Genomic DNA, 21,804 nt, shown 5'->3' with positions numbered 1-21,804 from the left:
CGCGGTCCAGATCGCTCATCAGCCCGTCCCGGCGGCCCCGAACCACTGCCTACAGAGTGATCCAGTAGCGGCGCTTGACGCCCACCGCCGTGGTGCGGACATCCTCCAGGACGCCACCGTTGCGCTCGATGCTGCGCGCCGATCCGACATTGTCGTCGTCGCAGGTGACCAGGACCTGATCCATACCGAACGCACGCGCCTCGGGCAGAACCGCCCCGAGGGCCCACGTGGCCAGGCCGCGCCTTCGGGCAGAGGGCCGGATGCTGTAGCCGATGTGCCCGCCGATATCGAGGAGGACGGCGTTCAGGTAGTGCCGCAGATCGATGGCTCCCAGATAGTCGTCGCCCTCGACGATCCACCAGTAGGTGGCGTGGACGCTCCCGTCTCCCAGGGCGATCGACCTGTCCGACTGCTGCCGCAGTTCCTTGACCCACGCCGAGAAGACCTCGGGGCTGTCCAGCTCGGCTTCAGGTGCGAGGCGCAAGCCGGTCCCGTCCTGATGGGCACCTGGAGGCCACTCGTCACGCGCCGCGAGCCATGAGGACCGGAGTCGACGTGTGGGTGTGATCAGTTCGGGCATGCGGGCGAGGATAGCAGCCTCTGATCAGGCATTTTTGCGCTGCCCCTGGCCCGCGACGCCGCACTCTCCGCGGACCTGGCAGGTCAAGCTTCGTAGGCGCTCGTCAGGCGTGACCGCGACGCCTCGAGGTGCGCGGTCATGGCGCTCGCCGCCGCCTCGGGATCCTTGCGGCAGATGGCGTCGAGCACCGCGCGGTGCTCATCGGCGGCGTGGGTGGCGATCCCGTGGCGGAAGTAGAGGCGGTAACCATGGGTGTGCGCGCGGAACCTGCGCAGCGTGTCGGCGATGAGCGGGCTGCGACTGGCCTCGGCGATCGCGTTGTGAAACAGGGCGTCCAGTTCCGCGAAGCCACGGTAGGCCTCGTAGGTGTCGCCGAGCAGCGGCGACATCATCTGCTCCAGCGCCTCCCGCATGGCGGTCACCTCAGCATCCGTGGCGTGCCGTGCGGCACGCGCGGCAGCGGACGGTTCGAGGAGCAGGCGAACGTCGTACAGGTCGTCGAGGGCGGCCCGGTCGAGCAGCGGAGCCACCAGATAGCCGGCGTTCGGCCGGCGGACGACGAGCCCCTCCGACTCGCAGCGCGCGAGCGCTTCGCGGACCGGTGTCTGCGACACGTCGAGTTCGCGGGAGAGCCCGTCGATCGACAGCTTCGTCCCGGGCTCCAGATCGTGATCCATGAGCCGGGCCTTGAGCGCCTGGAAGACCGATTCGCGGACACTGACCTTGGCCCGCTCGTCGGAACCCGAGCCGCTGGACGCGCCTGCCACCGGCGCGGAGTCACCCATCGTCCCTCCCTCTGAGGCCACCGCGGACATCTTCGCTCTCGTGGTTGACACATGCCCGAAACGCCCTGCATCCTCATCCCAATCGTATCGTATCCGATCAGGGCAAGCTCGCCCAACGCAGAAGGATGAGCTCGTGACCATTCCCGGCTGGTTCGGTGACGCGGGTTTCGGCCTGTTCGTGCACTGGGACCATGCGAGTCAGCAAGGCGTGGAGATCGGCTGGCCCCTGGTCGGCCATTCGATCCTTCCGGGCCGGACAGAACCCGAAGCCGACATCACGATCACGCAGTACCAGTCGAGCGCGGCCACGTTCGACCCGCGGCGCTGGGACCCGCGAGACGTGGCGCGGCTCGCCCGCGACGCGGGTGCCCGCTACGTGGTCTTCACCGTCCGTCATCACGCCGGGTACTCGATGTACCACACGAGGCAGTCGGAGTTCTCCGTCGCGGCGTCGCCGTATGGACGTGACATCACCCGGGAGTTCTTCGACGCGCTGCGCGCCGAGGGCCTGCGCGTCGGCGTCTACTACTCGCTGCTCGACTGGAACCATCCCGACTACCCGGCGTTCACCGACGCCGATCGTCCCTACCCACACGAACGCTACCGGCGGCCCGCGCCTGAGCAGTGGGCCCGCTATCTCGACTACGTCAAGGGGCAGCTCACCGAACTGCTCACCGAGTACGGGACCATCGACCTGCTGTGGTTCGACGGGGAGTGGGAACGCACCGCGGAGGAGTGGCACGCCGCCGAGCTACGCGAGCTGATCAAATCCCTGCAGCCGGACGTGATCATCAATGACCGGCTGCCGGGCCAGGGCGACTACGCGACCCCCGAACAGGGCATGCCGCGCCGGCCACCGGGCGGACCGTGGGAGCTGTGTCTCACCATGAGCGAGAGCTGGGCGTACCGGCCCGACGACCTCGACTACAAGAGCCCGCGCCTGCTCGCCTCCTACCTGAGCGAGGTCGTCTCCCGGGGCGGAAACCTCCTGCTCAACATCGGGCCGCGGGGTGACGGGTCGCTGGTGCCGACCGAGGTCGCCACGCTCAAGCAGCTCGGCAGCTGGCTCGCAAGCCACGGCGAGAGCATCGTCGGGGCCGCGCCCGCGCCGGAACGCCTCGACTTCCACGGCCCGGCCACGCAGCGCGGCAACAACATCTACCTCCACCTGCTGCTGCAGCCACAGGAGGTGCTCATCGTCCGGAACGTTCCCATCGGCTCGGTCGTCGGCGTCCGCCTGCTCGGCACCGAGCAACAGCTGCCGTACAGCGTCAACGAGGAAGTGCACAAGGCGAACGGCGCGGACGACGAGCCGCTCGGCGAACTGTTCATCACCGTGCCACCACCGACCGGCGCGCTCATCGATGTCATCGCCATTGAGCTGTCAGCCCCCTGGAAGGACGGGTCCCGTGCCACTCTCTAGAACTCTCAGGGCGGTCAGGCCGGTCCTCGCGGGCGTCCTGCTCGCGGCAGTCGGCGTCGCGTGCGGCACCGGCACCGGACCGGGCGGCGGCGACGGCCAGTCGCTCCGGATCCAGATCCCCACCGGACCGCTGGCCAGCGCCATGCAGCAGGTCGGCAAGGACTTCGAGAAGGCCAACCCGGGCACGGTGGTCACCTTCGAGGGCGTCGACTCCGGCAGCTCCCGCGGCCCCAACGTGGCCCTGCTCAGCTCGACCGGCACCCCGGACATCGGCTACCTGCAGCGCAGCACGGGCGTCTGGTCCGCGCTGCTGAAGAACAAGCAGCTGACCCCGCTGGACGACGTCTGGAAGGCCGCGGGCCTGGCGGACAAGTACTCCAAGAGCCAGGTCGACTACTACACGACCGACGGGCGCCACTACGGCGTCCTCTACGAACAACTGCTGATCAACCCCGTCTACTACAACAAGGCGGCCTTCGCGAAGGCCGGCATCCCCGAGCCGGCCGACCACCAGATCGCCTCCGTCGCGGACTTCGAGTCCATGGTGGGCAAGGTCAAGGCGGCCGGTTACGAGGGATTCGGCGTGGGCGGTTCGAGCCCGTACGACCTGGGGCACACGCTGGACGCGCTGCTGCCCACCGCGGTGTCGGCCGACGACTACGCCGCCATGCTCACCAACTTCAAGCCCGGATCCCCCACAAACGTCAAGTACACCGACCCCGGCTTCGTGAAGGTGCTCCAGACGATCCAGGACTGGCAGAAGAAGGGCATCTACCAGAACGGGATGCTCGGCATGGACACCGACCAGGCCCAGGGGCTGTTCACCAGCGGGAAACTCGCGATGCTGCAGGGCGGCAACTACACCTACGCGAGCCTGAAGGAGGCCAAGCCGTCGTTCGAGATGGGCTGGTTCCTGCTGCCCCCGCTCACCCCGGGCCGGAAGACGCCGTTCAACGCCTTCAACGGGGACACCCTGGTGGTCCCGGCCAAGGCGGCGAACCCGGAGCTGGCCAAGAAGTTCCTCCAGTTCTTCATGACCGACAAGTACCAGGTCAGCGTCATCGCCGCCACCGGGTCGCTCCCGGTGTTCACCTCGATCCCCGCATCGAGCCTGTCCAACCTCGGTGACCTGGTGCAGCAGCAGTTCGAGCTGTCGCAGTCCGTCGGATTGGTCAACATCTGGGACTCCACCGTGCCCTCCACCCTCGGGCAGGCGTTCTCGGTGCCGGGTGCTGCAGAAGCTCGTGGCGGACAAGCTGACCCCGCAGCAGGCGGCGCAGCAGTACCAGTCGGCGCTGGAGGACCTGCAGTCCGGCAAGGTGTCGGGGGCGTCCGACTGATGACCGCCGACAAAGTCGTTCTGGCGACGGCCGCCACGGCGCGGCCGCCTCGCCGGAGGGCACGGATCTTCCCGATCGCGGTGATGGCCCCGGCCCTGGTGCTGCTGCTCGCGCTCGTCGCCTACCCGATCGCCGGATCCGTGCGCATCAGCCTCGGTTCCTGGGACGGCGTCGGCGCGGTCGTCTACCACGGCCTGGACAACTACCGGCGGCTGCTGCACGATTCGCTCGCCTGGCAGTCCATCGGGACCAGCCTGCAGTTCTTCATCGGGACCGTGGTGTTCACGGTGACCTTGGGCTGTCTGCTGGCCAACGCGATCAGCCGGAAGGTCCCCGGCGCCCGGATCTTCAAGGTCGTCTGGTTCCTGCCGGTGATCATCCCGGTCAGCATCGCGGGCATCTTCTGGTCGAACGCGTTCCAGCCCACGACCGGTGTGGTGAACTCCCTGCTCGGCCTGATCGGGCTCGGAGACGGGCACGCCTGGCTGGCGTCGTCCTCGACGGCGCTGTACGCGGCGATCTTCGTCGCGGTGTGGACGCAGACCGGGTACGCGATGCTGATCCTGCTGGGCGCGATGGAGGCCATCCCCCAGGAGGTGCACGAGGCGGCCACGATCGACGGCGTCGGAGCGGCCGGACGGCTGTTCCGGATCACCTTGCCGAACATCGTGCCGATGCTGGGCACGATCACGACGTTGACCTCGGTGTTCTCGTTCAACGCGTTCGGCGTCATCTACGCGATGACCCGGGGCGGCCCGGGCAACTCCACGAGCATCCTCCCGGTGCTGGTCTACAAGCAGTCCTTCGTCGACCAGGACTACGGCTACGGCTCGGCCACCGCGGTCATCACGACGCTGATCGTCGCCGTCATCGGGATCCTGGTCATGCGGATCTTCCGCCAGCAGACCCTGGACGCGCGATGACGGCGCCGCGGACCCCGAGCGGGGCGCGACCGGCCGTACGGCGACGATCTGCCTGGCGGCACGGCCCGCTCTGGTACGTCGGCTACACGCTCCTGCTGGTCTGGACGGCGATCACGGTCGTGCCGTTCGTGTCGATGCTGCTGCTGTCGCTGCACCCGACCAGCGACATCTACGCCCACCCGCTGGGGCTGGGCGGCGAGTGGGTGCTGTCGAACTACGCCGACGCCTGGCGGGGCGTGGTCGGTGGCGCGCCGCTGTCGACGTACATCATCAACAGCGTGCTGGTGGCACTCTGCAGCCTGGCCATCGGCGTGACCTGCGGCAGCCTGGCCGGCTACGGCCTGGCCCGCGCGACCAGGGGCCTGTCGAACGCGGTCAGCCGCGTCATGGTCCTCGCCCTGAGCGTCCCGCTGGTCGTCGCGCTGATCCCGACGTTCGAGCTGCTGGGCAGGTATCAGATGCTCAACAGCGTGCCGGGCATCTCGCTGGTCTACGCGGCGTTCATGACGCCCACCATCGCCCTCATCATGCGGTCGGTGTTCGCCGCCGTACCGCGGGAACTGCTCGAAGCGGCCAAGATCGACGGCTACGGGGAGCTGGCCGCGCTGCTCCGCGTGGTCCTGCCGATCAGCAAGGGCGGTTTCGTCTCGGTCACGCTGCTCGGGCTCATCTTCGTGTGGAGCGAGGTCCAGTTCGGCGTCGTCCTGCTGACCCGCCCGCAGAACCGCACGTTGTCGGTCGGCCTGCTCTCGTTCCAGGGCCAGTTCGTCAGCGACCAGGGGGCCTTCTTCGCCGGCCTCGTCATCGCGACGTTCCCGATCGTCATCCTCTTCCTGATCTTCCAGCGCTACGTCACGAGCGGCATCACCCTGGGTGCGCTCAAGTGAAGAAGGCATATGACATGACCCGAATCGAACGAATCGACGTCCAGTTGGTCGACCTGCAACCGGCGGCCGTCCGCGTCGACGCGATGCAGTCCTTCGTCAAGCAGGAGACGGTGCTGGTCACCGTGCACACCTCCGACGGGCTGTCCGGTACCGGGTACTCGTACACGATCGGGACCGGCGGGCGGGCCGTCATGTCGCTCATCACCGACCACCTGGTCCCGGCGCTTCTGGGCCGGGACGCCCGGCCGGTGGAGGCGCTGTGGCGGCACATGCTCGACCAGACCCGCGCGACCACCGTCGGGGCCATCACCTCGCTGGCGTTCGCCGCCGTCGACACCGCGCTCTGGGACCTGCGCGGCCGGCGTACCGGTGAGTCGCTGTGGCAGATGGCAGGCGGCGCGCACGAGCGGCTGCCCGTCTACGACACCGAGGGCGGCTGGCTGCACCTGCCCGTCGAGGAACTGGTGGACGGCGCGAAGCGAGCGGCCACGGCCGGGCTGTGCGGGGTGAAGATCAAGGTGGGCAGGCCGTCGCTCGCCGAGGACGCCGAGCGGCTCGCGGCCGTCCGCGAGGCGGTGGGACCGGGCTTCGAGGTCATGGTCGACGCCAATCAGGCGTTCACCTCCGCGGAGGCGATCCGACGCGCCCGGACCTACGAGCCGCTCGGCATCGCCTGGTTCGAGGAGCCGCTGCCGGCCGACGACCTGCACGGACACCGAAGACTGGCCGCCTCCACCTCGGTGCCGGTGGCGGTCGGCGAATCCCTCTACTCCGTCCAGCGGTTCGGCGACTACCTGGCCGCGGGCGCGGTCGGCATCGTGCAGGTCGACGTGGCCCGCATCGGCGGGATCACCCCCTGGCTGAAGGTCGCCCACGCCGCCGAGGCGTTCAACGTCGCGGTGAGCCCGCACTTCCTCATGGAACTGCACGTCAGCCTGGCCGCCGCCGTGCCGAACGGGATGTACGTCGAGCACATCCCGCAGTTGCAGGCGATCACCCGCAGCTCTCTGGTGATCGAGGAGGGCCATGTGACACCGCCCGACATGCCCGGCATCGGGATCGACTGGAATCCCGATGCCCTCGACAACCACCGCGTCGCCTGAGGGCGACGGACCGGGACAGCGGGACCGCTCACCCGTTGCCCCGGTTGCCCCGCCTGCCGCACGGCGCCGCCCGCACCCGGCGCCGAGGCCGTCGCCGCCCCGCGTCCGAACGGTTCAGGGTGGGTCCGTCGAGTTGACCTCAAGTTTGGTTGAGGTAGCAGACTCGTAGACATGAGCGAAGACAGAGTGATCATTTATGAGGAGACCGGCGCCGACCCGTGGACCGACGTCATGACGATCCAGAACGAGGGCGGGCGCACGCGGGTGCGGGCCGTCGGCGAGCCAGGGCAGATGACCGAGCTCGTGTCCCGGCTGGTCGGCGAAGGGGCGACCCAGGTCGAGCTCTGCGGCGGGTTCGGCGCGGTCTGGCACGCCGCGGCCGGGCGGGCGGCCGGTGGGAAGGTCCCCGTGGGGGCCATCTACTACGGGTTCGAGTCGCTGACCGGCGTGGCCTCGTACAAGACCCGTTTCGAGGCCGGGGAGACGCTGTCCGAGGCGTTCATCATCGTGCACGAAGGAGCCGATCCGGCGGTCGACGTGGTGGTGCACGAGAAGGCCGACGGCGGCAGGACGACCTTTGTGGCGGTGCCCGACGAGACCGCCGCCGGCGAGGTGGCCGGGAAGGTGGCCGGCGAGCTGCAGCTGATCGAGCTGTACGGCGGGTCCGGGCCCGAGGGTGCCGAGCCGGTCATCCGCGCCGTGGACGGCCGGGTGCCGGTCGGCGTCAGCGCGTACCGGCGTTAGTCGAGCTGCGCGCCCCGGCCGAGGAGCCGTGCCACACACCCAGATCGCCTCGATTTGCAGGGAAACCTGAAGATAGAGCTCTTCGAATGGATTGATGGCAATTTAGCAATCCCACGATATCGATCCGATCCCTTTCGTGAAATGATCGTGTTTCACGACCCTCTTTGTGCGGGTATCCCTGACTCGGCATGCCAATTCTGGCGACACGGAAAAATGCCGAATACATCATCATTAGGGAAGCTCGGTGATTGCTCGCCTCAAGCCGACGAATTCGCGTAGGTGGTCCGGCAGACTCCGCACCGCCACCACCGCTACGAGGCTGGAAATGCTGGGGCCGGCCTTCGTCGCGGCGATCGCGTACGTCGACCCCGGGAATGTGGCCACCAACCTCACCGCGGGCGCGACGCTGGGCTACACCCTGGTATGGGTCGTCGTGGCGGCCAGCCTCGTCGCGATCCTCGTGCAGTTCCAGGCGGCGAAACTCGGCATGGCGACCGGGAAGAACCTGCCGCAGTTGTGCCGGCAGCGGTTCACCCGGACGGGCAGCCTCATGCTGTGGTTGCAGGTCGAGGTCGTCGTGCTCGCGACCGACCTCGCGGAGTTCGTCGGCGCGGCGATCGGGATGCAGCTCCTGTTCGGCATGCCGGTGGGGGTGTCGGCGGTGGCGACGGCGGCGGTGTCGCTCGCGCTGCTCGAACTGCGTCGCAAGGACCGCACCCGCCCGTTCGAACTCATGAGCGCCGCGGCTCTCCTGTTCGTCGGCGCAGGCATCGGGTACGACATCATCGTCACGGGAAACCAGTCCGCGAGCGGGCTCGCCACCGGGCTGATCCCGAGCCTCGGAGGTGAGGGAGCGCTGCTCCTGGCCATGGGCATCGTCGGCGCCACGGTCATGCCCCACGCGGTCTACCTGCACTCGGCGCTGGTGCAGGGACGCGGCATGACGACCGCTGCCGCCCGCTCGCAGCCGGACCTCGTCCGCCGGATCCTGCGCCTGGACTGCTCACTGGCCCTGGGCGTCGCCACGGTCATCAACGTGTCGATGATCGCCCTCGGCGCCGGGCTCGGCGCCGAGACCGGCGGTGCGTGGGCCGGCGACCTGCCGGCCGCCCATGCGGAGCTGAGCGCCCGGATAGGCGGAGCCGCCGCCCTCGCCTTCGCCATCGCGCTCCTGTCGTCCGGGATCTCCTCCTCCGGGATCGGAACGCTCGCAGGCGACATCGTGATGCAGGGTTTCCTGGGCCGGCGGGTGCCCGTGCACGTGCGCCGGATCGTGACCATGACGCCGGCCGTCCTCGCGCTGTTCTCCGGCGCGCCGCTGACCGACCTGCTGGTTCTCAGCCAGGTGGTCATCTCCCTCGGCGTGCCCGTGGTGCTGTTCCTGCTCGTCCGTTTCTGCCGCGATCGGTCGCTGATGGGTCCGCTCGTCAACGCCCCGCACACGACCTGGATCGCGGGCACCGCCGCGGCGGTCGTCGCTCTTCTCGGCTGTTCGCTGCCGGTTCTCCTGCTGTTCTGACCTGTGAACGGGGTCTTTCGATGCACGACCACACCGGGCCCGACGAGGACCGCACCCCGCCCGAGACGCTGATTCCGATTTCCCTGGCCAGAATTCGGGTCAAGTTCTTCGTCTTCGCCGGACTGGCCGTCGGCTGTGCGATTTTCGGCGCGACCGTTTGGCTCACCCTCACGCTGCTGCTCACGTGTGCCGCGATTCTGCTCGCCGTGGCGATCATAGGAGGGAAGGAGCTGGTCCGTTCCCTCCTCTTCATGTCGCCGAAACGAGACTGGCGATAGGAGCCGCCGGCCGTCATTGCCGAACAGGATCGCTGGGGTTGGCCCGGGCGACGATGAGCGGGTCTATCGGAGTGAAGGGGAATTGCGGAAGCTCACGCTCGGGAATGCCGAAACTCGCGGCGAGGACTTCGCGGGAGAACGCCGACGCGGTGGCCCGATAGCCGATGTCGCCGGGCATGGGCTGATCGAAGAAGATGAGGAAGTGGATGTCCTCGTCGCCGATGACCTCGATATGGTGCGGGAAGGCTCGCGGCACGAAGTACAGGTCGCCGGGGCCGAGCAGATACTCGTCGAGGGTGTTGTCGGGGTCCAGGACGCGCATGCGCGCGTGACCTTTCTCGACGTATCCCATCTCGGCGGTGACCGGATGCCAGTGCGGTTCGCGCATCCCGCTCTCCCTGATGCGCAGGGAGTACATGGAGATGTCCTCCAGGGCGGCCCAATACTGCTTACGGGCCAGGCGGGCGTCACCGTAGGCGTAGGACAGCGGCGCGTGCTGGCCCTCGGCGTCGAATAGGTGAGCATTGGGCAGCCCGGCCGTGGACGGGACGTCGGCGGCACCGGTACGGCGGACGATCTGCTGAGCCGGAGACCGCTCGAAGGCGTTGAACGCCGATGAGGGCAGGTCATAGGTGTTGCCGAGCACCGCATCGGTCATGGCGTTGAAGCTGTCGTGCAGCGAGAAATGCTGCGGGCGCTCGTTGCGCAGTGCGAGGAGGAACTCGGCGCGCTCGGCACCGATGTTCTCGATGTGGTAAACGGCGCCGGACTCGACGTGATACATCTGACCGGCGCTGACGATGAACGAGGAGAAGGCGTCGGCGTTGCCGAGGATCGACACCAGGACCGTGCCGGAAAGGCAGTAGCCGAGCTGGTTGGCGTTGACATTCCACTGCGGCTCGCGGATCGCGCCGGGTTCGAGGACGACCCGCTTGAGCGAGAGCCGGTTGAGGATCGGCAGCACGGTGGCGTCGACCATGGTGACCGAGCCGAGCTCGTTCTCGAATGCGGGTGACACGGTCGCCAAGGAGGTGATGTGCGGCGATGCGTTCGTCATGGCTTTCCCTTCGTTGCCGCAACCCGCACGCTCAAGGTCGAATGCGTGCCACCGCGAAAATGTCGCCCCGGGTCGCGTGGCGCGTTCACGCCGGTGGTCTATGAGTTGGCCTTCGCCCGCTCCCGTTTTCCAAGGTTAAGCATGAAGTGTCCGCTGCAGCGGATTGTGGTGCAGCGTGTCGCCCGTTCGACCACGTTGTGTAACTGGCCGAAAGGCATGGCTCTGCGATTCACGCCAGCAGCGCCGTGCCCAGGCCCAGCACCGCGCAGATCGCCAGGATGCGCAGCATCGGCCACTTGAGAGCGAACGTCATGACCAGCGCGGCCGCTGCGATCGCCACGGCGATCGGGCTCACCGTCGCCAGCTCGGGCAGTTGGACGTTGAACGGCCCCCAGACCCAGGTGAAGGTCCTGGCGAACAGGGTGTGCTGGGCGAAGTAGAGGGCCAGGTTGGCGATGACGCCGACGACCGCCGCGGTGATGCCGGTGAGCGCGGCGCCGATGGCGGCGTTGTGGCGCAGCCGTTCCACGTACGGGGCGCCGAGGAAGATGAACAGGAAGCACGGCACGAACGTGACCCAGGTGGTCAGCAGCGCCCCCAGCAGCGCGCCGCCCCACGGCGACAGCGCGCCGGGATCCCGGTACGCGCCGAGGAACGCCACGAACTGCACCACCATGATCAGCGGTCCCGGCGTGGTCTCGGCCATGGCCAGGCCGCGGACCATCTCGCCCGGGGCCAGCCAGGCGTAGGTCTCCACGGCCCGCTGCGCCACGAAGGCCAGCACCGCGTACGCACCGCCGAAGGTGATCAGCGCGGTGCCGGAGAAGAACAGACCCTGGGTGGTGAAGACGCTGTCGGTGCCGGTGAGCAGCGCGACCGCCGCCACGGGCAGCCACCAGGCCACCAGCCCGACGGCGAGGATCTTGCCCGCGGAGCGCCGGCTTGGTTGCGCGTGATGCAGGGCGTCGTCGGAGATCAGCGGAGCCGGTCCCCCGTCGCCGCCATGTCCCCCACGGCTCTGGAAGATCTGAGGGGCCGGCTTGTGAGCGGTCCAGCCGATGAGCGCGGCGACCGCGATGACGACGGGGAAGGGCACGCCGAACAGCGCCAGCGCGGCGAAGGCGGCCACCGCGACGGCGACGAACGCCGGATGGGTGAGCGAGCGCCTGGCGACGCGGATGACGGCCTGGGCGACGACGGCCAGCACCGCCGGGGCGATTCCGGCGAACAGCGCGGTCACCACCGTGGTGTCCTGCCACAGGATGTAGACGGCCGACAGGACCAGCAGCGCCAGCATGCCGGGCAGCACGAAGAGGGTGCCCGCCACCAGCCCACCTCGGGTGCCGTTGAGCAGCCAGCCGACGTAAATGGCCAGCTGCTGGGCCTCCGGTCCGGGCAGCAGCATGCAGTAGTTCAAGGCGTGGTTGAAGCGCTGCTGGCCGATCCAGCGCTTCTCCTCGACGAGTGTGCGCTGCATGACGGCGATCTGCCCGGCCGGGCCGCCGAACGTCTGCAACGAGATCAGGAACCAGGCACGTACGGCCTGCCGAAACGGGATCAGGTCGTGTGTCGCTTCGGTGGTCATGGCGACCTCATCGGGGAGAAGGCTGATCGGCGGGCAGACGGACGGACCGGAAGATCCGCCATAAGGTCAGGTCGTAGCCGGTCTTGGCGACTCCGGCGATCAGGAAGGGCAACGCCAACCCGAGCGGGAACAGCAGGCCGGCAAGTGCCGGACCGACGGGCCGGGTGAGGTAGCGGGCGGTGTTGGTGACACCCGCCGCCGCGGTCCGCTCCTCCGCCGGGACGAGCGCCATCACGTACGCCTGCCGAGTGGGCACGTCCATCTGCGACAGGCAGGCACGGGCCAGCAGCAGTGCGATAGCGACCGGCAGGACAGGCGCGAACGGGACCGCCGCCAGCAGCAGGTTGGCCGGCAGGTGTGTGAAGACCATCGTGCGCAGCAATCCGATGCGCCCCGCCACCACCGGCGCGGCCAGCAGGGACGCGGTCTGCAACACGCCGAGCGCGGCGAAGGTGATCCCGATCGTCTGCGTGGTGGCGCCGTAGCTGACGCTGAGCCAGTACCCGAGGTACGCCTGCACTACGAACCCACCGGCCAGGCTGTCCACCGCGAACAGCGCGGCCAGCCGGGCCACCGGCCCACGGGAACGAGCGAGCAACCGCGGACGCGGCAGACCGGGCAGCGTCACCGGCGCCTCGACGCTCGCGGGCAGCCGCGCCGCCAGCACCGCGCCGACGGCCCCTGCCACGATCAGCACACCGCCGAGCAGCCGCCGGTCCGCCGGAAGCGCGCCGAGGAGCGCACCCAGCGTCCCGGCGACCGCCGCGATCGCGTTGTAGAGCCCGAACCCGCGGACGACCTCGCGTTGCGGGCGCCCCGTGCTGGCCAGCATGACCTGCTCCAGCGTGGTGAACGGCCCGGACTCGATCACCTCGACCGACAGTGCGCCCGTCATGGCCACCACGGCCAGCAGCCATATGGGCGCCCCGACCGCGATGACGATCCCGCAACAGGCCAGCGCGCCGTACAGAGCCGCGTACGCCCGGCGGCGGCCGACACGATCACCCCAGCGCGCCAGGACGAGGCTGGAGGCGAACGTGCCGACCAGGATGGCCGCCAGCATCAGCCCGACCTCGGCCGGCGACAGCCCGTCGGCTCGCAGGATCACACCGAGCTGGACCGCCGCGACGCCGTACCCCAGGCCGCGTAGCGCCTGTGCGGCAAGCAGGATGCCGACGACATTCCGGATCATGCCGGCTCGCGTCCCAGCAGCATCGAGCGCCGGTAGAACTCGTACAGCCCGTCGAAGAGCGGGCCCGTGAGCTCGAGAACCCGCCGATCGTCGCAGGTCATCGACAGCCCGCGGAGGATCACGTCCAGACCGGCGGCCTCGGGCGCGTCATAGCGCTCATCGTCGATATCGGCCTCATGCACGATCTCGGCCAGCTTCCACAGCACCGGATCGTCGAGATCGTAGCGGCGCAGGATCGTCTCGAAGCTGCAGTCGCCGCCGTGGTGCGACAACTCCACGCCGCGCATGTCGAACGGCGTGGCATCGGCGGGGACCTCGGCCGGATCATCGACGAACACGAACTCCGCCTCGGCATCGAGCCGGCGGCGGATCAGCCAGGCACACGCCGCCCGGTCGATGTGCACCCCGGCACGCGTGGCCCACCTCATCCGGCGCTCTCCATCTCTCGGGCCAGAGCGCGCACGGCCCGCTGCGCGGTCTCGCGCTCGGCGGGCGGAAAGTAGTCGCGGCGGCCGATCCTGCGCAGCTCGGCCTGCAACCGCTTGACCGCCCGGCTGCGCTCTCCGGGCCGCGCGTGCGCGGCGGCCTCGGCGTGCGCGATCACCTCGCGATATTCGGCCGTCCGCGCCCGGCGCATGTCCACGGCGATGGCCTTCTCCTGCGCCGCGTTGCCCGGGGCGGCCAGCCAGATGGTCGAGCTGCCGCCCAGCTCGCCGATCTCCTCGGCGAGCCACTCCAGGTGCTCGCGCGTACGGGCGTCGGCGGGCAGCGCCACCAGCCCGTCGCCCAGCCGCGCCACGCCGAGCCGGTCCAGCTTGCGCCAGATCGTGATCCGCAACGTCGAGGGCTGGCGCGGGATGCGGTACGCCAGCAGCACCCACTGCCCCACCGTCTCCGCCATCCGGCCTCCCTTGCCGCAACCACAGTTACTGTAACCACGGTTGCGCTCATGAGTCCAGGCAGAAGGCGTCAGAGATCGAGTCGGCGGCCCTTGAACTGCGGGTGTCTGGTTTCCCAATATCGCCAGCCTTCGACCCTGGCGGGCACGTTGGCGATTCCGGAATCGATCTGGACGTGGCGGCACGTGCCGAGGACGGACCAGGCGGACCATCCGATGCGGTAACCGGCGACGCGGTACCAGATGTTGCCGTACATGCCCTTGCTGACCTCCCGTTTGTATTCGTGTCCGGCGAAGACCTTGTACTCCTCCCGGAGATGGGGAAGCCCCATCCGCTGCAATCCGCGGACCAGGTCGCCAACGCTGATCGCGGCGGGCCTGATGTCGAAGGTCTCAATGGACGCGCGCACTTGGTGCTCCCTCGTGACCGAGACCCTCATCTTGCCGCCGGGGCCATCGATGTAGCGGGTGCGGGGAACGGTGAAGTTCCTCGGTGAAAGCCAATCGGCCTTGAAGATGGTGCGCGGAGAGCACCGACTGTGGCCGACGCTGTCCGCGCGCGCGGAGAGGGGCAAGGCAGCGACCATGACCATCGAAAGGCAGCCGCTCATGGTCGACATGGTCGTTCTCTGGGTCGCGTGACGTACCCCTGGCCTGGCGAGAGCGGCTACGGCTGCTGTTCGGGGAATTGGCGTGAACATATACCGTTCCTTCAGAAATACGAACCCTGACCGCTACTGTCCGGCAGCCGAAAGCAGCGCCCATCGCCCGCTGAGCGAACCGGGGAGACTCGTACGATGCTTACAGCCGCCGCGAGCCGGTCCATGACGCCACGCCGCGCTCGAATCCCCTACAGGAAAATGGATGCGCCGGATGAGGGCCCTCTCAGGCCCGGAGGCCGTCGAGCATGACCGTGGTGAGCGGGTCGTCGAAGCGGGCGGCGGGGCGGCAGACCATGCCTGCTGGACCACGGCCGGGCGGGGCGGCCCTTGCGCGGGCCGCCCTGCCTGGTCATTCGAGCGAGGAGGTCATGCGATCGCCGGTTCGCCGGAGGGGCGCGGCGCGCTTACCGGAGACTCGTCGAGCGGCTGCGGCGGAGCGTTGAGCACCGCCTCGTCGATCCGGCCCTCGCCGCGGGCGACGAGGACCGGCACCACGATCTGTCCCGCGACGTTGGTCGCGGTGCGGATCATGTCCAGGATCGGGTCGATGGCGAGCAGCAGGCCGACGCCCTCCAGCGGCAGGCCCAGCGTGCTCAGGGTCAGCGTGAGCATGACGATCGCGCCGGTCAGACCGGCCGTCGCGGCCGAGCCGACCACGGAGACGAACGCGATGAGCAGGTACTCGCCGACCCCCAGCGGGATGTCGAACACCTGCGCCACGAAGATCGCCGCCAGCGCCGGGTAGATCGAGGCGCAGCCGTCCATCTTGGTGGTCGCACCGAACGGCACCGCGAAGGAGGCGTAGTCGCGGTCGACTCCCAGACGCTCGATCGTGACCTTCTGCGTCAGCGGCAGCGTGCCGACCGAGGAGCGGGAGACGAAGGCCAGCTCGATCGCGGGCCACGCGTTGCGGAAGAACGTGATCGGGTTGACCTTGCCGACCAGCGAGAGCAGCGCCGGGTAGACGGCCAGCAGGACGATGAAGCAGCCGACGTAGACGCCCAGGCTGAACTTGGCCAGCGGCGCGAGCAGATCCCACCCGTACGTGGCGACCGACTTGCCGATCAGGCCGGCGGTCCCGATGGGGGCCAGGCGGATGACCCACCACAGCGCCTTCTGGACCAGTTCGAGGATCGAGCGGCTGAAGTTGAGGAACGGCTCGGCCTTCTCGCCGATCGCGATGGCCGCCGCGCCGAGGACGATCCCCAGGAAGACGATCTGGAGGACGTTGAGCTCGGTGAACGCCGTGACGATGTTCGTCGGGATGATGCCGGTGAGGAAGTCGACCCAGGTTCCGACGTGCTCGGGCGCCTTGGCGCCCGCCGTGCTCAGGGTGACGCCCTGGCCGGGATTGATGATCAGGCCGAGGCCGATGCCGACGATGACGGCGATCAGCGCGGTGGTCAGGAACCAGAACAGCGTCTTGCCCGCCAGTCTGGCCGCGCCGTTGACGTTGCGGAGGTTGGCGACGCTGACCACGACGGCGGTGAACACCAGCGGCGGCACTGCCAGCTTGAGCAGCTGGACGAAGATCGCTCCGACTTCGGTGAGGGTCGTGGCCAGCCAGGCGAGGTCCCAGATGCGGGCGGCGAAGCCGAGAGCGGCTCCCAGGACCAGGCCCAGCAGCAACTGCAGGGAGAAAGAGAATCTCTTCACGATGAGGAAGGCTCCGAAGGAAGGCGTGCGAGAAGGGGGTGGGATCGAGCGCTACGTCAGAGCGCGATCAGTGACGGAGGGAGCCGGTCAGACAAGCCACGCAGACAGGTCGATAGACCTCACTAGGCGAGTAAGTCGTACGAATAGGTCAGTATTTCGACTGTAAGAGTGATCTACTTCGCAAATCAAGACTTTCCCGGTAGGGAGTTAAGGAGCGGACGCCGGGTGAGCGGTGGCGAGCTCGCCGCGCACCCGCCGACAGCAGGTTGCGCGGCTCAGGTGGAATCATCTACCGTAATTCCCACTAAACCAGTCGCTTTTAGGGAGTAGGGGAAGAGCCGGTGATCCGTGGTGTCGGGCTCCGGGTGGCGGGTGTGGTCCTGCTGGCCGCGATCTGGTGGGCGGTCTCAGCGGCCCACCTGTGGCCCGAGGTGTTCGTCCCCTCCCCCGGCTCCGTGTGGGAGCAGCTGTCCCTGACCTCCTCCGTGCACGACGGGCAGCGCGGCTACAGCGGCTACCTGCTCTCGGAGCACCTGCTGGCCAGCCTGCGCCGCATCGCCCTGGGCAGCCTTTACGGCATCGCCGGCGGGATCGCGCTCGGCCTGGTCGTCGGGCTCGTGCCGACCGTGCGGGCCCTGTTGAACCCTCTGATCACGTTCGTGCGGACGCTGCCGCCGCTGGCCTATTTCAGCCTCCTGATCATCTGGCTGGGCATCGACGAGCCGCCCAAGGTCTCGCTGCTGTTCGTGGCCGCGCTGCCACCCGTGGCGGTGGCCACCGCGGACGCGGTACGCGGCGTGCACGAGGACTATCTGCACGCGGCCCGGTCGCTGGGGGCGAGGCACTGGCAGCTCCCGTACCGGATCGTGCTCCCCTCGGCCCTGCCCGAAGTGATCACCGGCATCCGGGTGGCCGTCGGGGTCGCCTACACCACGGTCGTGGCCGCCGAGACGGTCAACGGGGTGCCGGGCATCGGCGGGATGATCCGCGACGCGCAGCGCTACAACCAGACCGACGTGGTCGTGCTCGGGCTGCTCGTCATCGGCGCCTCCGGCCTGCTCATCGACGCTCTCCTGCAACTCACCGAGCGCCTGCTCGTGCCCTGGCGCGGCAAGGCATGACAAGAAGGCATCAGCCATGAAACACCGCCTCGTCCCCGCGCTCGCGCTCGCCCTGTGCCTGGCCGCGTGCTCCAGCGGCACCGGCGCCACGACGAGCGCCGCGCCCAACGCCGACGGCAGCCCCAAGGAACTGCGCATCGGCTACCAGCTCATTCCGAACGGCGACCTGATCGTCAAGGATCAGCGATGGCTGGAGACCTCGCTGCCGAACACGAAGATCAGCTGGATCAGGTTCGACTCCGGCGGCGACGTGAACACCGCGATGGTCGCCGGCAGCATCGACATCGGCCTGGCCGGCAGCAGCCCGGTCACCCGCGGCCTGTCCGCGCCGCTGAACATCCCGTACCAGGTGCCGTGGATCTTCGACGTCATCGGCGAGAACGAGGCGCTCGTGGCCCGCCAGGTCGCCTCGGTCGCCGAGCTCAAGGGCAAGAAGATCGCCACCCCGTTCTCCTCGACCTCCCACTACAGCCTGCTGGCCGCCCTGCAGGAGGCCGGGCTTGCCGAGTCCGACGTCACCGTCGTCGACCTGGAGCCGCCGGACATCCAGGCCGCCTGGACGCGCGGCGACATCGACGCCGCCTACGTCTGGACGCCGGTGCTCGGCGAGCTGCGCAAGACCGGCAAGGTGCTGGTCACCAGCAAGGAGCTGGCCGCCAAGGGCAAGCTCACTGCCGACCTGGCCGTGGTCCGCACGCAGTTCGCGACGACGTACCCGGCGGCCCTGCGGACCTGGCTGCGGCAGCAGGACCGGGCGGTCAAGCTGGTACGCGCGGACAAGGCATCAGCCGCCGCGGCCGTCGGCCGCCAGCTCAACCTCGACCCGGCCGCGGCTGCCGAACAGATCGACGAACTCATCCTGCTCGACGGCAAGGAGCAGGCCGGCCCCGACTACCTGGGCACGCCCGAGAAGCCCGGCGCACTCGCCGAGAACCTGCGCAGCGCCGCCGAGTTCCTCAAGTCGCAGAACAAGCTCCCCGCCGTGCCCGAACTGACCGTTTTCCAGAAGGGGCTGGCCACCGAGGAGCTCCGCGATGCGTTCGCAGGATGAGACGCTCACCGCGGCGCGCACCGCGGCCGCGGTGCGGCTGAGCGAGGTCTCGCTGACATACGGCCCACGCTCCCGCTGGTCCAGGGCCGAGCCTGTCGAGGCGCTGCGCGGCATCGGCGCCGACATCGGCGCGGGCGAGTTCGTGACCATCGTCGGGCCGTCGGGCTGCGGCAAGAGCACGCTGCTGCGGCTGGTCGCCGGGTTCGCGTTCCCGACCGGCGGGCAGATCGCCGTGGCAGGCGAACCGGTGACGGCACCAGGGCCGGACCGGGGTGTGGTGTTCCAGCAGCCGCGCCTGTTCCCGTGGCTGAACGTGCGCCGCAACGTGGAGTTCGGGCTGCGGATGGCCGGGGTCTCCGCGCCGGTCAGGCGGTCCCGGGCCGCCGAACTGCTCGACCTCGTGGGGCTGGGCGACGTGGCCGGGCGGCGGCCGTACGAGCTGTCGGGTGGCATGCAGCAGCGCGCCGCCATCGCCCGCGCGCTCGCCCCCGACCCCGCGATCCTGCTCATGGACGAGCCGTTCGCCGCGCTGGACGCGCTCACCCGGGAGCGCCTGCAGGAGGAGATCCGGCGCATCTGGCAGGCCACGGGCAAGACCGTGCTGTTCGTCACGCACAGCGTCGACGAGGCCGTCTACCTCGGCACCCGCCTGCTGGTGATGAGCCGCCGGCCCGGCCGCATCGTGCTCGATCAGCCCTCCGACCTCCCGCACGCGCTCGACCCGCACACCCACCCGGAGTTCCCCGCCGTACGCGAGACCGTGGCGGCAGCCGTACGGCGGGCCGCCTCCTCCGATCCCGAGGTGACCTGATGCGCTTCCACTGGTTCCTGCCGACGACCGGCGACGGCCACGACGTCCGCTCGGCCATCACCACGACCGACACGTTCCGTCCCGCGGCCCGCCCCGCCACCGTCGCCTACCTGACCCAGGTCGCCAGGGCCGCCGAGCAGGCCGGGTTCGAGGCCGCGCTCACCCCGGTCGGCGCGGGCTGCCCCGACCCGTGGATCGTGTGCGCGGCGCTGGCCCAGCACACCGAGCGGCTGAAGATGCTGGTCGCCTTCCGCACCGGCTACGCGCTGCCCACCCTGCTCGCCCAGCAGGCCCAGGCCTTCCAGGAGGTCTCCGGCGGGCGGTTGCTGCTCAACGTCGTGACCGGCGGCGACCCGGTGGAGCAGCGCGCGTACGGGGACTTCCTCGACCACGACGCCCGCTACGCCAGGACCGCCGAGTTCCTGCAGGTGCTGCGCCGTTCCTGGGAGGGCCTGCCCTTCGACCACCACGGCGAGCACTACCGCGTCGAGGGCGGCGGGCTGGCCGAGCCCCTCGACCCGGCGCCCGAGCTGTACTTCGGCGGCGCGTCCCCGGCGGCTGAGCAGGTCGCGGCCCGGCATGCCGACGTGGTGCTGATGTGGGGCGAGCCACCACACGCGATCGCCGAGCGCATCGCCCGCCTGCGCTCGCTGTCCTCTTCAGTCGAGCGGGAGCTCCGGTACGGCCTGCGCGTGCACGTCATCGCCCGCGACACCGGCGCCGAGGCCTGGACCGAGGCCGACCGGCTGCTGACGGGCATGGATCCGGCCCGCATCGCCGCCACCCAGCACCGCTTCGCCCGCTACGACTCCGTCGGCCAGCGCCGCATGGTGGATCTGCACGCCGGCGACACCCGCGACCTGGAGATCCACCCGGGGCTGTGGGCCGGGATCGGACTGGTGCGCGAAGGGGCGGGAACCGCGCTGGTCGGCTCATACGACGAGGTCGCCGCCCTGCTCCGGGAATACGCCGCCGCCGGGGTGGACGAGTTCGTGCTGTCGGGCTGGCCGCATCTGGAGGAGGCGTACCGGGTCGGCGAGCACGTACTCCCCCGCCTGGCGCGCGTAGCGACGCTTGGCTTCTCCACGGACATGCGCCGACTCCCTGGGCGACTTACCCGGTGAGCTGGCTCTTGTAGAAGACGGTCGCCTGGAACTGGTCAGGACTGCCACTGATCTTGCTGGAGAAGCCGAACGCGAGGCGCGGGCCGTCCGACGAGCGCCAGATCGCCATTCCCTGAGGTTCGCGACCGGGCAGCGACTCGCCCGCTCTCGTCCGGTACACCTCCTCGACCGAACCCCCGGTCTTGTTCATGTCGAGACGGACCAGGTAGGACGGCTTGGCCGGGTCCGAGGGCTGCGCGGGCGGACCGCCGTAGGAGAGGTACGCGTACTGGCCGTACGAGGTCACGCCCTGGAAGAGGTCGGAGCCGGAGAGACCGAGTTGGGCGTTGGTCGGGAGAGCGCGCATGGCAAGGACGGGAGTGGTGTCGCCGATGCCCTTGTCGAGGATGGCGGCGAGGTCGAACAGCGCGAGGCGCCACGGGCTCGTCGTCCCCATGTACCGGACGAGCAGCCGGTTGGTGTAGGGATCGATCGACGGTCTCGGACAGTCCAGGAAATCGGAGAGGCGAACCGGGAAGTTTCGGACCTCCGCGCCGTTGGCGTAGTCGAGCACGCCCCCGTCGCTGTACTTGATGCGGCAGATCGTGTGACTGTTCGGTGCCGTATCGGGGGACAAACTCCTCCAGTCGCCCGCGAGCCACACATACGGGGACCCGGACGTGTCCGGCTGGATCGCCATCGACGAACCGTGGTCGAACCCGTGGAGCGCCATGGCGCCCAGCACCTTGCCGCTCAGGTCGGTCCTGGTCATCCAGAGGTCGCCGTTCGTGCTCCCGACCTTGCTCTGCGCGAAGTAGATGTGCCCGTGGACGTGGTCGAAGGCGAAGGACTGCATCGGCCAGTAAGGCTGGTGAAGCGCGGCCCGCACAACAGGATCGCCGCCGGCCCCCTCGAACACGAAACGCTGCGATGTCGGGACGGTCGCGGACGCCGCTTCGGCCGCGAACAAGGAAAGGCCGCCGCTGGCGGCTGCTGCAGCTATCCCTGTACCGGTTCGGAGGAGCGTGCGACGACTTATGGCAAATGCTTCGCCGATGTGGGCATTTTCGCGCAAGTGCATCACCC

General features: G+C 69.1%; 21 protein-coding genes. 11 read left to right on the top strand and 10 right to left on the bottom strand.

Annotation, left to right across the window (positions count from 1 at the left end; genetic code table 11):
* Positions 1 to 49: 49 nt before the first annotated feature.
* Both ABZX61_RS49625 and ABZX61_RS49620 read right to left on the bottom strand, forming a co-directional pair.
* Positions 50 to 580 carry a GNAT family N-acetyltransferase gene (locus tag ABZX61_RS49625; protein ID WP_355205972.1) on the bottom strand — a complete coding sequence of 177 codons (531 nt, stop codon included), beginning with the start codon at positions 578 to 580 and terminating at the stop codon, positions 50 to 52.
* Between the two features lie 83 nt (positions 581 to 663).
* On the bottom strand, positions 664 to 1,365 hold the full coding sequence (locus ABZX61_RS49620) for a GntR family transcriptional regulator (RefSeq protein WP_355205969.1): 702 nt from the start codon (positions 1,363 to 1,365) through the stop codon (positions 664 to 666).
* 133 nt (positions 1,366 to 1,498) lie between these two features.
* On the opposite strand from ABZX61_RS49620, the gene ABZX61_RS49615 reads away from it, so the two are divergent.
* The 7 genes from ABZX61_RS49615 (at position 1,499) to ABZX61_RS49585 (ending at position 9,582) form a co-directional block, all read left to right on the top strand.
* Positions 1,499 to 2,788: an alpha-L-fucosidase gene (locus ABZX61_RS49615; protein ID WP_355205966.1), complete on the top strand. Its 1,290-nt coding sequence runs from the start codon at positions 1,499 to 1,501 to the stop codon at positions 2,786 to 2,788.
* Positions 2,775 to 5,051 (top strand): extracellular solute-binding protein, encoded by a 2,277-nt coding sequence (locus tag ABZX61_RS49610; RefSeq protein ID WP_355205963.1) that lies wholly within the window; start codon positions 2,775 to 2,777, stop codon positions 5,049 to 5,051. Before ABZX61_RS49615 ends, ABZX61_RS49610 begins: the two co-directional genes overlap by 14 nt.
* Positions 5,048 to 5,938: a carbohydrate ABC transporter permease gene (locus ABZX61_RS49605; RefSeq protein WP_350737077.1), complete on the top strand. Its 891-nt coding sequence runs from the start codon at positions 5,048 to 5,050 to the stop codon at positions 5,936 to 5,938. Before ABZX61_RS49610 ends, ABZX61_RS49605 begins: the two co-directional genes overlap by 4 nt.
* 14 nt (positions 5,939 to 5,952) lie before the next feature.
* On the top strand, positions 5,953 to 7,041 hold the full coding sequence (locus tag ABZX61_RS49600; protein WP_355205961.1) for a mandelate racemase/muconate lactonizing enzyme family protein: 1,089 nt from the start codon (positions 5,953 to 5,955) through the stop codon (positions 7,039 to 7,041).
* 171 nt (positions 7,042 to 7,212) lie between these two features.
* Positions 7,213 to 7,785, top strand: a complete 573-nt coding sequence (locus tag ABZX61_RS49595) for a DUF6506 family protein (RefSeq protein WP_355205959.1) — start codon at positions 7,213 to 7,215, stop codon at positions 7,783 to 7,785.
* 325 nt (positions 7,786 to 8,110) lie between these two features.
* Positions 8,111 to 9,304 carry an Nramp family divalent metal transporter gene (locus ABZX61_RS49590; RefSeq protein ID WP_355205957.1) on the top strand — a complete coding sequence of 398 codons (1,194 nt, stop codon included), beginning with the start codon at positions 8,111 to 8,113 and terminating at the stop codon, positions 9,302 to 9,304.
* Between the two features lie 20 nt (positions 9,305 to 9,324).
* On the top strand, positions 9,325 to 9,582 hold the full coding sequence (locus ABZX61_RS49585) for a hypothetical protein (protein ID WP_355205954.1): 258 nt from the start codon (positions 9,325 to 9,327) through the stop codon (positions 9,580 to 9,582).
* A gap of 13 nt (positions 9,583 to 9,595) precedes the next feature.
* On the opposite strand, the gene ABZX61_RS49580 is transcribed toward ABZX61_RS49585, so the two are convergent.
* The 7 genes from ABZX61_RS49580 to ABZX61_RS49550 all read right to left on the bottom strand — a co-directional run bounded on the left by ABZX61_RS49580 (position 9,596) and on the right by ABZX61_RS49550 (position 16,632).
* On the bottom strand, positions 9,596 to 10,639 hold the full coding sequence (locus tag ABZX61_RS49580; protein WP_350737091.1) for a cupin domain-containing protein: 1,044 nt from the start codon (positions 10,637 to 10,639) through the stop codon (positions 9,596 to 9,598).
* Between the two features lie 229 nt (positions 10,640 to 10,868).
* Positions 10,869 to 12,224: a chromate efflux transporter gene (gene chrA, locus ABZX61_RS49575; RefSeq protein ID WP_355205951.1), complete on the bottom strand. Its 1,356-nt coding sequence runs from the start codon at positions 12,222 to 12,224 to the stop codon at positions 10,869 to 10,871.
* A gap of 7 nt (positions 12,225 to 12,231) precedes the next feature.
* The gene (locus ABZX61_RS49570; RefSeq protein WP_355205948.1) at positions 12,232 to 13,416 is read right to left on the bottom strand and encodes an MFS transporter; all 1,185 of its coding nucleotides are present in this window, start codon (positions 13,414 to 13,416) and stop codon (positions 12,232 to 12,234) included.
* Positions 13,413 to 13,844: a chromate resistance protein ChrB domain-containing protein gene (locus ABZX61_RS49565; protein WP_350737099.1), complete on the bottom strand. Its 432-nt coding sequence runs from the start codon at positions 13,842 to 13,844 to the stop codon at positions 13,413 to 13,415. Before ABZX61_RS49565 ends, ABZX61_RS49570 begins: the two co-directional genes overlap by 4 nt.
* Positions 13,841 to 14,317, bottom strand: coding sequence for a Chromate resistance protein ChrB (locus ABZX61_RS49560; protein WP_350737102.1), 477 nt, complete (start codon positions 14,315 to 14,317; stop codon positions 13,841 to 13,843). The genes ABZX61_RS49565 and ABZX61_RS49560 overlap by 4 nt, the downstream gene beginning before the upstream one ends.
* 68 nt (positions 14,318 to 14,385) lie before the next feature.
* Complete coding sequence (locus ABZX61_RS49555) at positions 14,386 to 14,934, bottom strand: hypothetical protein (RefSeq protein WP_355205945.1); 549 nt, start codon at positions 14,932 to 14,934, stop codon at positions 14,386 to 14,388.
* 408 nt (positions 14,935 to 15,342) lie between these two features.
* On the bottom strand, positions 15,343 to 16,632 hold the full coding sequence (locus ABZX61_RS49550; RefSeq protein ID WP_355205942.1) for a dicarboxylate/amino acid:cation symporter: 1,290 nt from the start codon (positions 16,630 to 16,632) through the stop codon (positions 15,343 to 15,345).
* A 341-nt stretch (positions 16,633 to 16,973) separates the two neighbouring features.
* Here ABZX61_RS49550 and ABZX61_RS49545 point away from each other — a divergent pair, with 341 nt between their 5' ends.
* The 4 genes from ABZX61_RS49545 to ABZX61_RS49530 are packed head-to-tail and all read left to right on the top strand — an operon-like array spanning position 16,974 to position 20,739.
* The gene (locus ABZX61_RS49545) at positions 16,974 to 17,753 is read left to right on the top strand and encodes an ABC transporter permease (RefSeq protein ID WP_355205940.1); all 780 of its coding nucleotides are present in this window, start codon (positions 16,974 to 16,976) and stop codon (positions 17,751 to 17,753) included.
* 16 nt (positions 17,754 to 17,769) lie between these two features.
* Complete coding sequence (locus ABZX61_RS49540) at positions 17,770 to 18,804, top strand: ABC transporter substrate-binding protein (RefSeq protein ID WP_355205938.1); 1,035 nt, start codon at positions 17,770 to 17,772, stop codon at positions 18,802 to 18,804.
* On the top strand, positions 18,788 to 19,615 hold the full coding sequence (locus ABZX61_RS49535) for an ABC transporter ATP-binding protein (protein ID WP_355205936.1): 828 nt from the start codon (positions 18,788 to 18,790) through the stop codon (positions 19,613 to 19,615). The genes ABZX61_RS49540 and ABZX61_RS49535 overlap by 17 nt, the downstream gene beginning before the upstream one ends.
* Positions 19,615 to 20,739, top strand: a complete 1,125-nt coding sequence (locus ABZX61_RS49530; protein WP_355205934.1) for an LLM class flavin-dependent oxidoreductase — start codon at positions 19,615 to 19,617, stop codon at positions 20,737 to 20,739. The genes ABZX61_RS49535 and ABZX61_RS49530 overlap by 1 nt, the downstream gene beginning before the upstream one ends.
* Here ABZX61_RS49530 and ABZX61_RS49525 read toward each other — a convergent pair.
* Positions 20,729 to 21,574, bottom strand: a complete 846-nt coding sequence (locus ABZX61_RS49525) for a hypothetical protein (RefSeq protein ID WP_355205932.1) — start codon at positions 21,572 to 21,574, stop codon at positions 20,729 to 20,731. The two genes, ABZX61_RS49530 and ABZX61_RS49525, sit on opposite strands and share 11 nt — an antisense overlap.
* Positions 21,575 to 21,804 lie beyond the last annotated feature (230 nt).

It is taken from the genome of Nonomuraea sp. NPDC003709 (assembly GCF_040610775.1).
GTDB lineage: Bacteria > Actinomycetota > Actinomycetes > Streptosporangiales > Streptosporangiaceae > Nonomuraea > Nonomuraea angiospora_A.
Note: the sequence above shows the minus strand (reverse complement) of the source record. Positions and strands in the feature narration are given on the sequence as shown.

Excerpts from the sequence above, each read along its gene's own strand:
- ABZX61_RS49540 (WP_355205938.1), top strand. The coding sequence starts at position 17,770 with ATGAAACACCGCCTCGTCCCCGCGCTCGCGCTCGCCCTGTGCCTGGCC.
- ABZX61_RS49525 (WP_355205932.1), bottom strand. The coding sequence starts at position 21,574 with ATGCAGTCCTTCGCCTTCGACCACGTCCACGGGCACATCTACTTCGCG.
- ABZX61_RS49535 (WP_355205936.1), top strand. The coding sequence starts at position 18,788 with ATGCGTTCGCAGGATGAGACGCTCACCGCGGCGCGCACCGCGGCCGCG.
- ABZX61_RS49625 (WP_355205972.1), bottom strand. The coding sequence starts at position 580 with ATGCCCGAACTGATCACACCCACACGTCGACTCCGGTCCTCATGGCTC.
- ABZX61_RS49595 (WP_355205959.1), top strand. The coding sequence starts at position 7,213 with ATGAGCGAAGACAGAGTGATCATTTATGAGGAGACCGGCGCCGACCCG.
- ABZX61_RS49560 (WP_350737102.1), bottom strand. The coding sequence starts at position 14,317 with ATGGCGGAGACGGTGGGGCAGTGGGTGCTGCTGGCGTACCGCATCCCG.
- chrA (WP_355205951.1), bottom strand. The coding sequence starts at position 12,224 with ATGACCACCGAAGCGACACACGACCTGATCCCGTTTCGGCAGGCCGTA.
- ABZX61_RS49570 (WP_355205948.1), bottom strand. The coding sequence starts at position 13,416 with ATGATCCGGAATGTCGTCGGCATCCTGCTTGCCGCACAGGCGCTACGC.
- ABZX61_RS49590 (WP_355205957.1), top strand. The coding sequence starts at position 8,111 with ATGCTGGGGCCGGCCTTCGTCGCGGCGATCGCGTACGTCGACCCCGGG.
- ABZX61_RS49530 (WP_355205934.1), top strand. The coding sequence starts at position 19,615 with ATGCGCTTCCACTGGTTCCTGCCGACGACCGGCGACGGCCACGACGTC.
- ABZX61_RS49555 (WP_355205945.1), bottom strand. The coding sequence starts at position 14,934 with ATGTCGACCATGAGCGGCTGCCTTTCGATGGTCATGGTCGCTGCCTTG.
- ABZX61_RS49605 (WP_350737077.1), top strand. The coding sequence starts at position 5,048 with ATGACGGCGCCGCGGACCCCGAGCGGGGCGCGACCGGCCGTACGGCGA.
- ABZX61_RS49585 (WP_355205954.1), top strand. The coding sequence starts at position 9,325 with ATGCACGACCACACCGGGCCCGACGAGGACCGCACCCCGCCCGAGACG.
- ABZX61_RS49600 (WP_355205961.1), top strand. The coding sequence starts at position 5,953 with ATGACCCGAATCGAACGAATCGACGTCCAGTTGGTCGACCTGCAACCG.
- ABZX61_RS49565 (WP_350737099.1), bottom strand. The coding sequence starts at position 13,844 with ATGAGGTGGGCCACGCGTGCCGGGGTGCACATCGACCGGGCGGCGTGT.
- ABZX61_RS49620 (WP_355205969.1), bottom strand. The coding sequence starts at position 1,365 with ATGGGTGACTCCGCGCCGGTGGCAGGCGCGTCCAGCGGCTCGGGTTCC.
- ABZX61_RS49580 (WP_350737091.1), bottom strand. The coding sequence starts at position 10,639 with ATGACGAACGCATCGCCGCACATCACCTCCTTGGCGACCGTGTCACCC.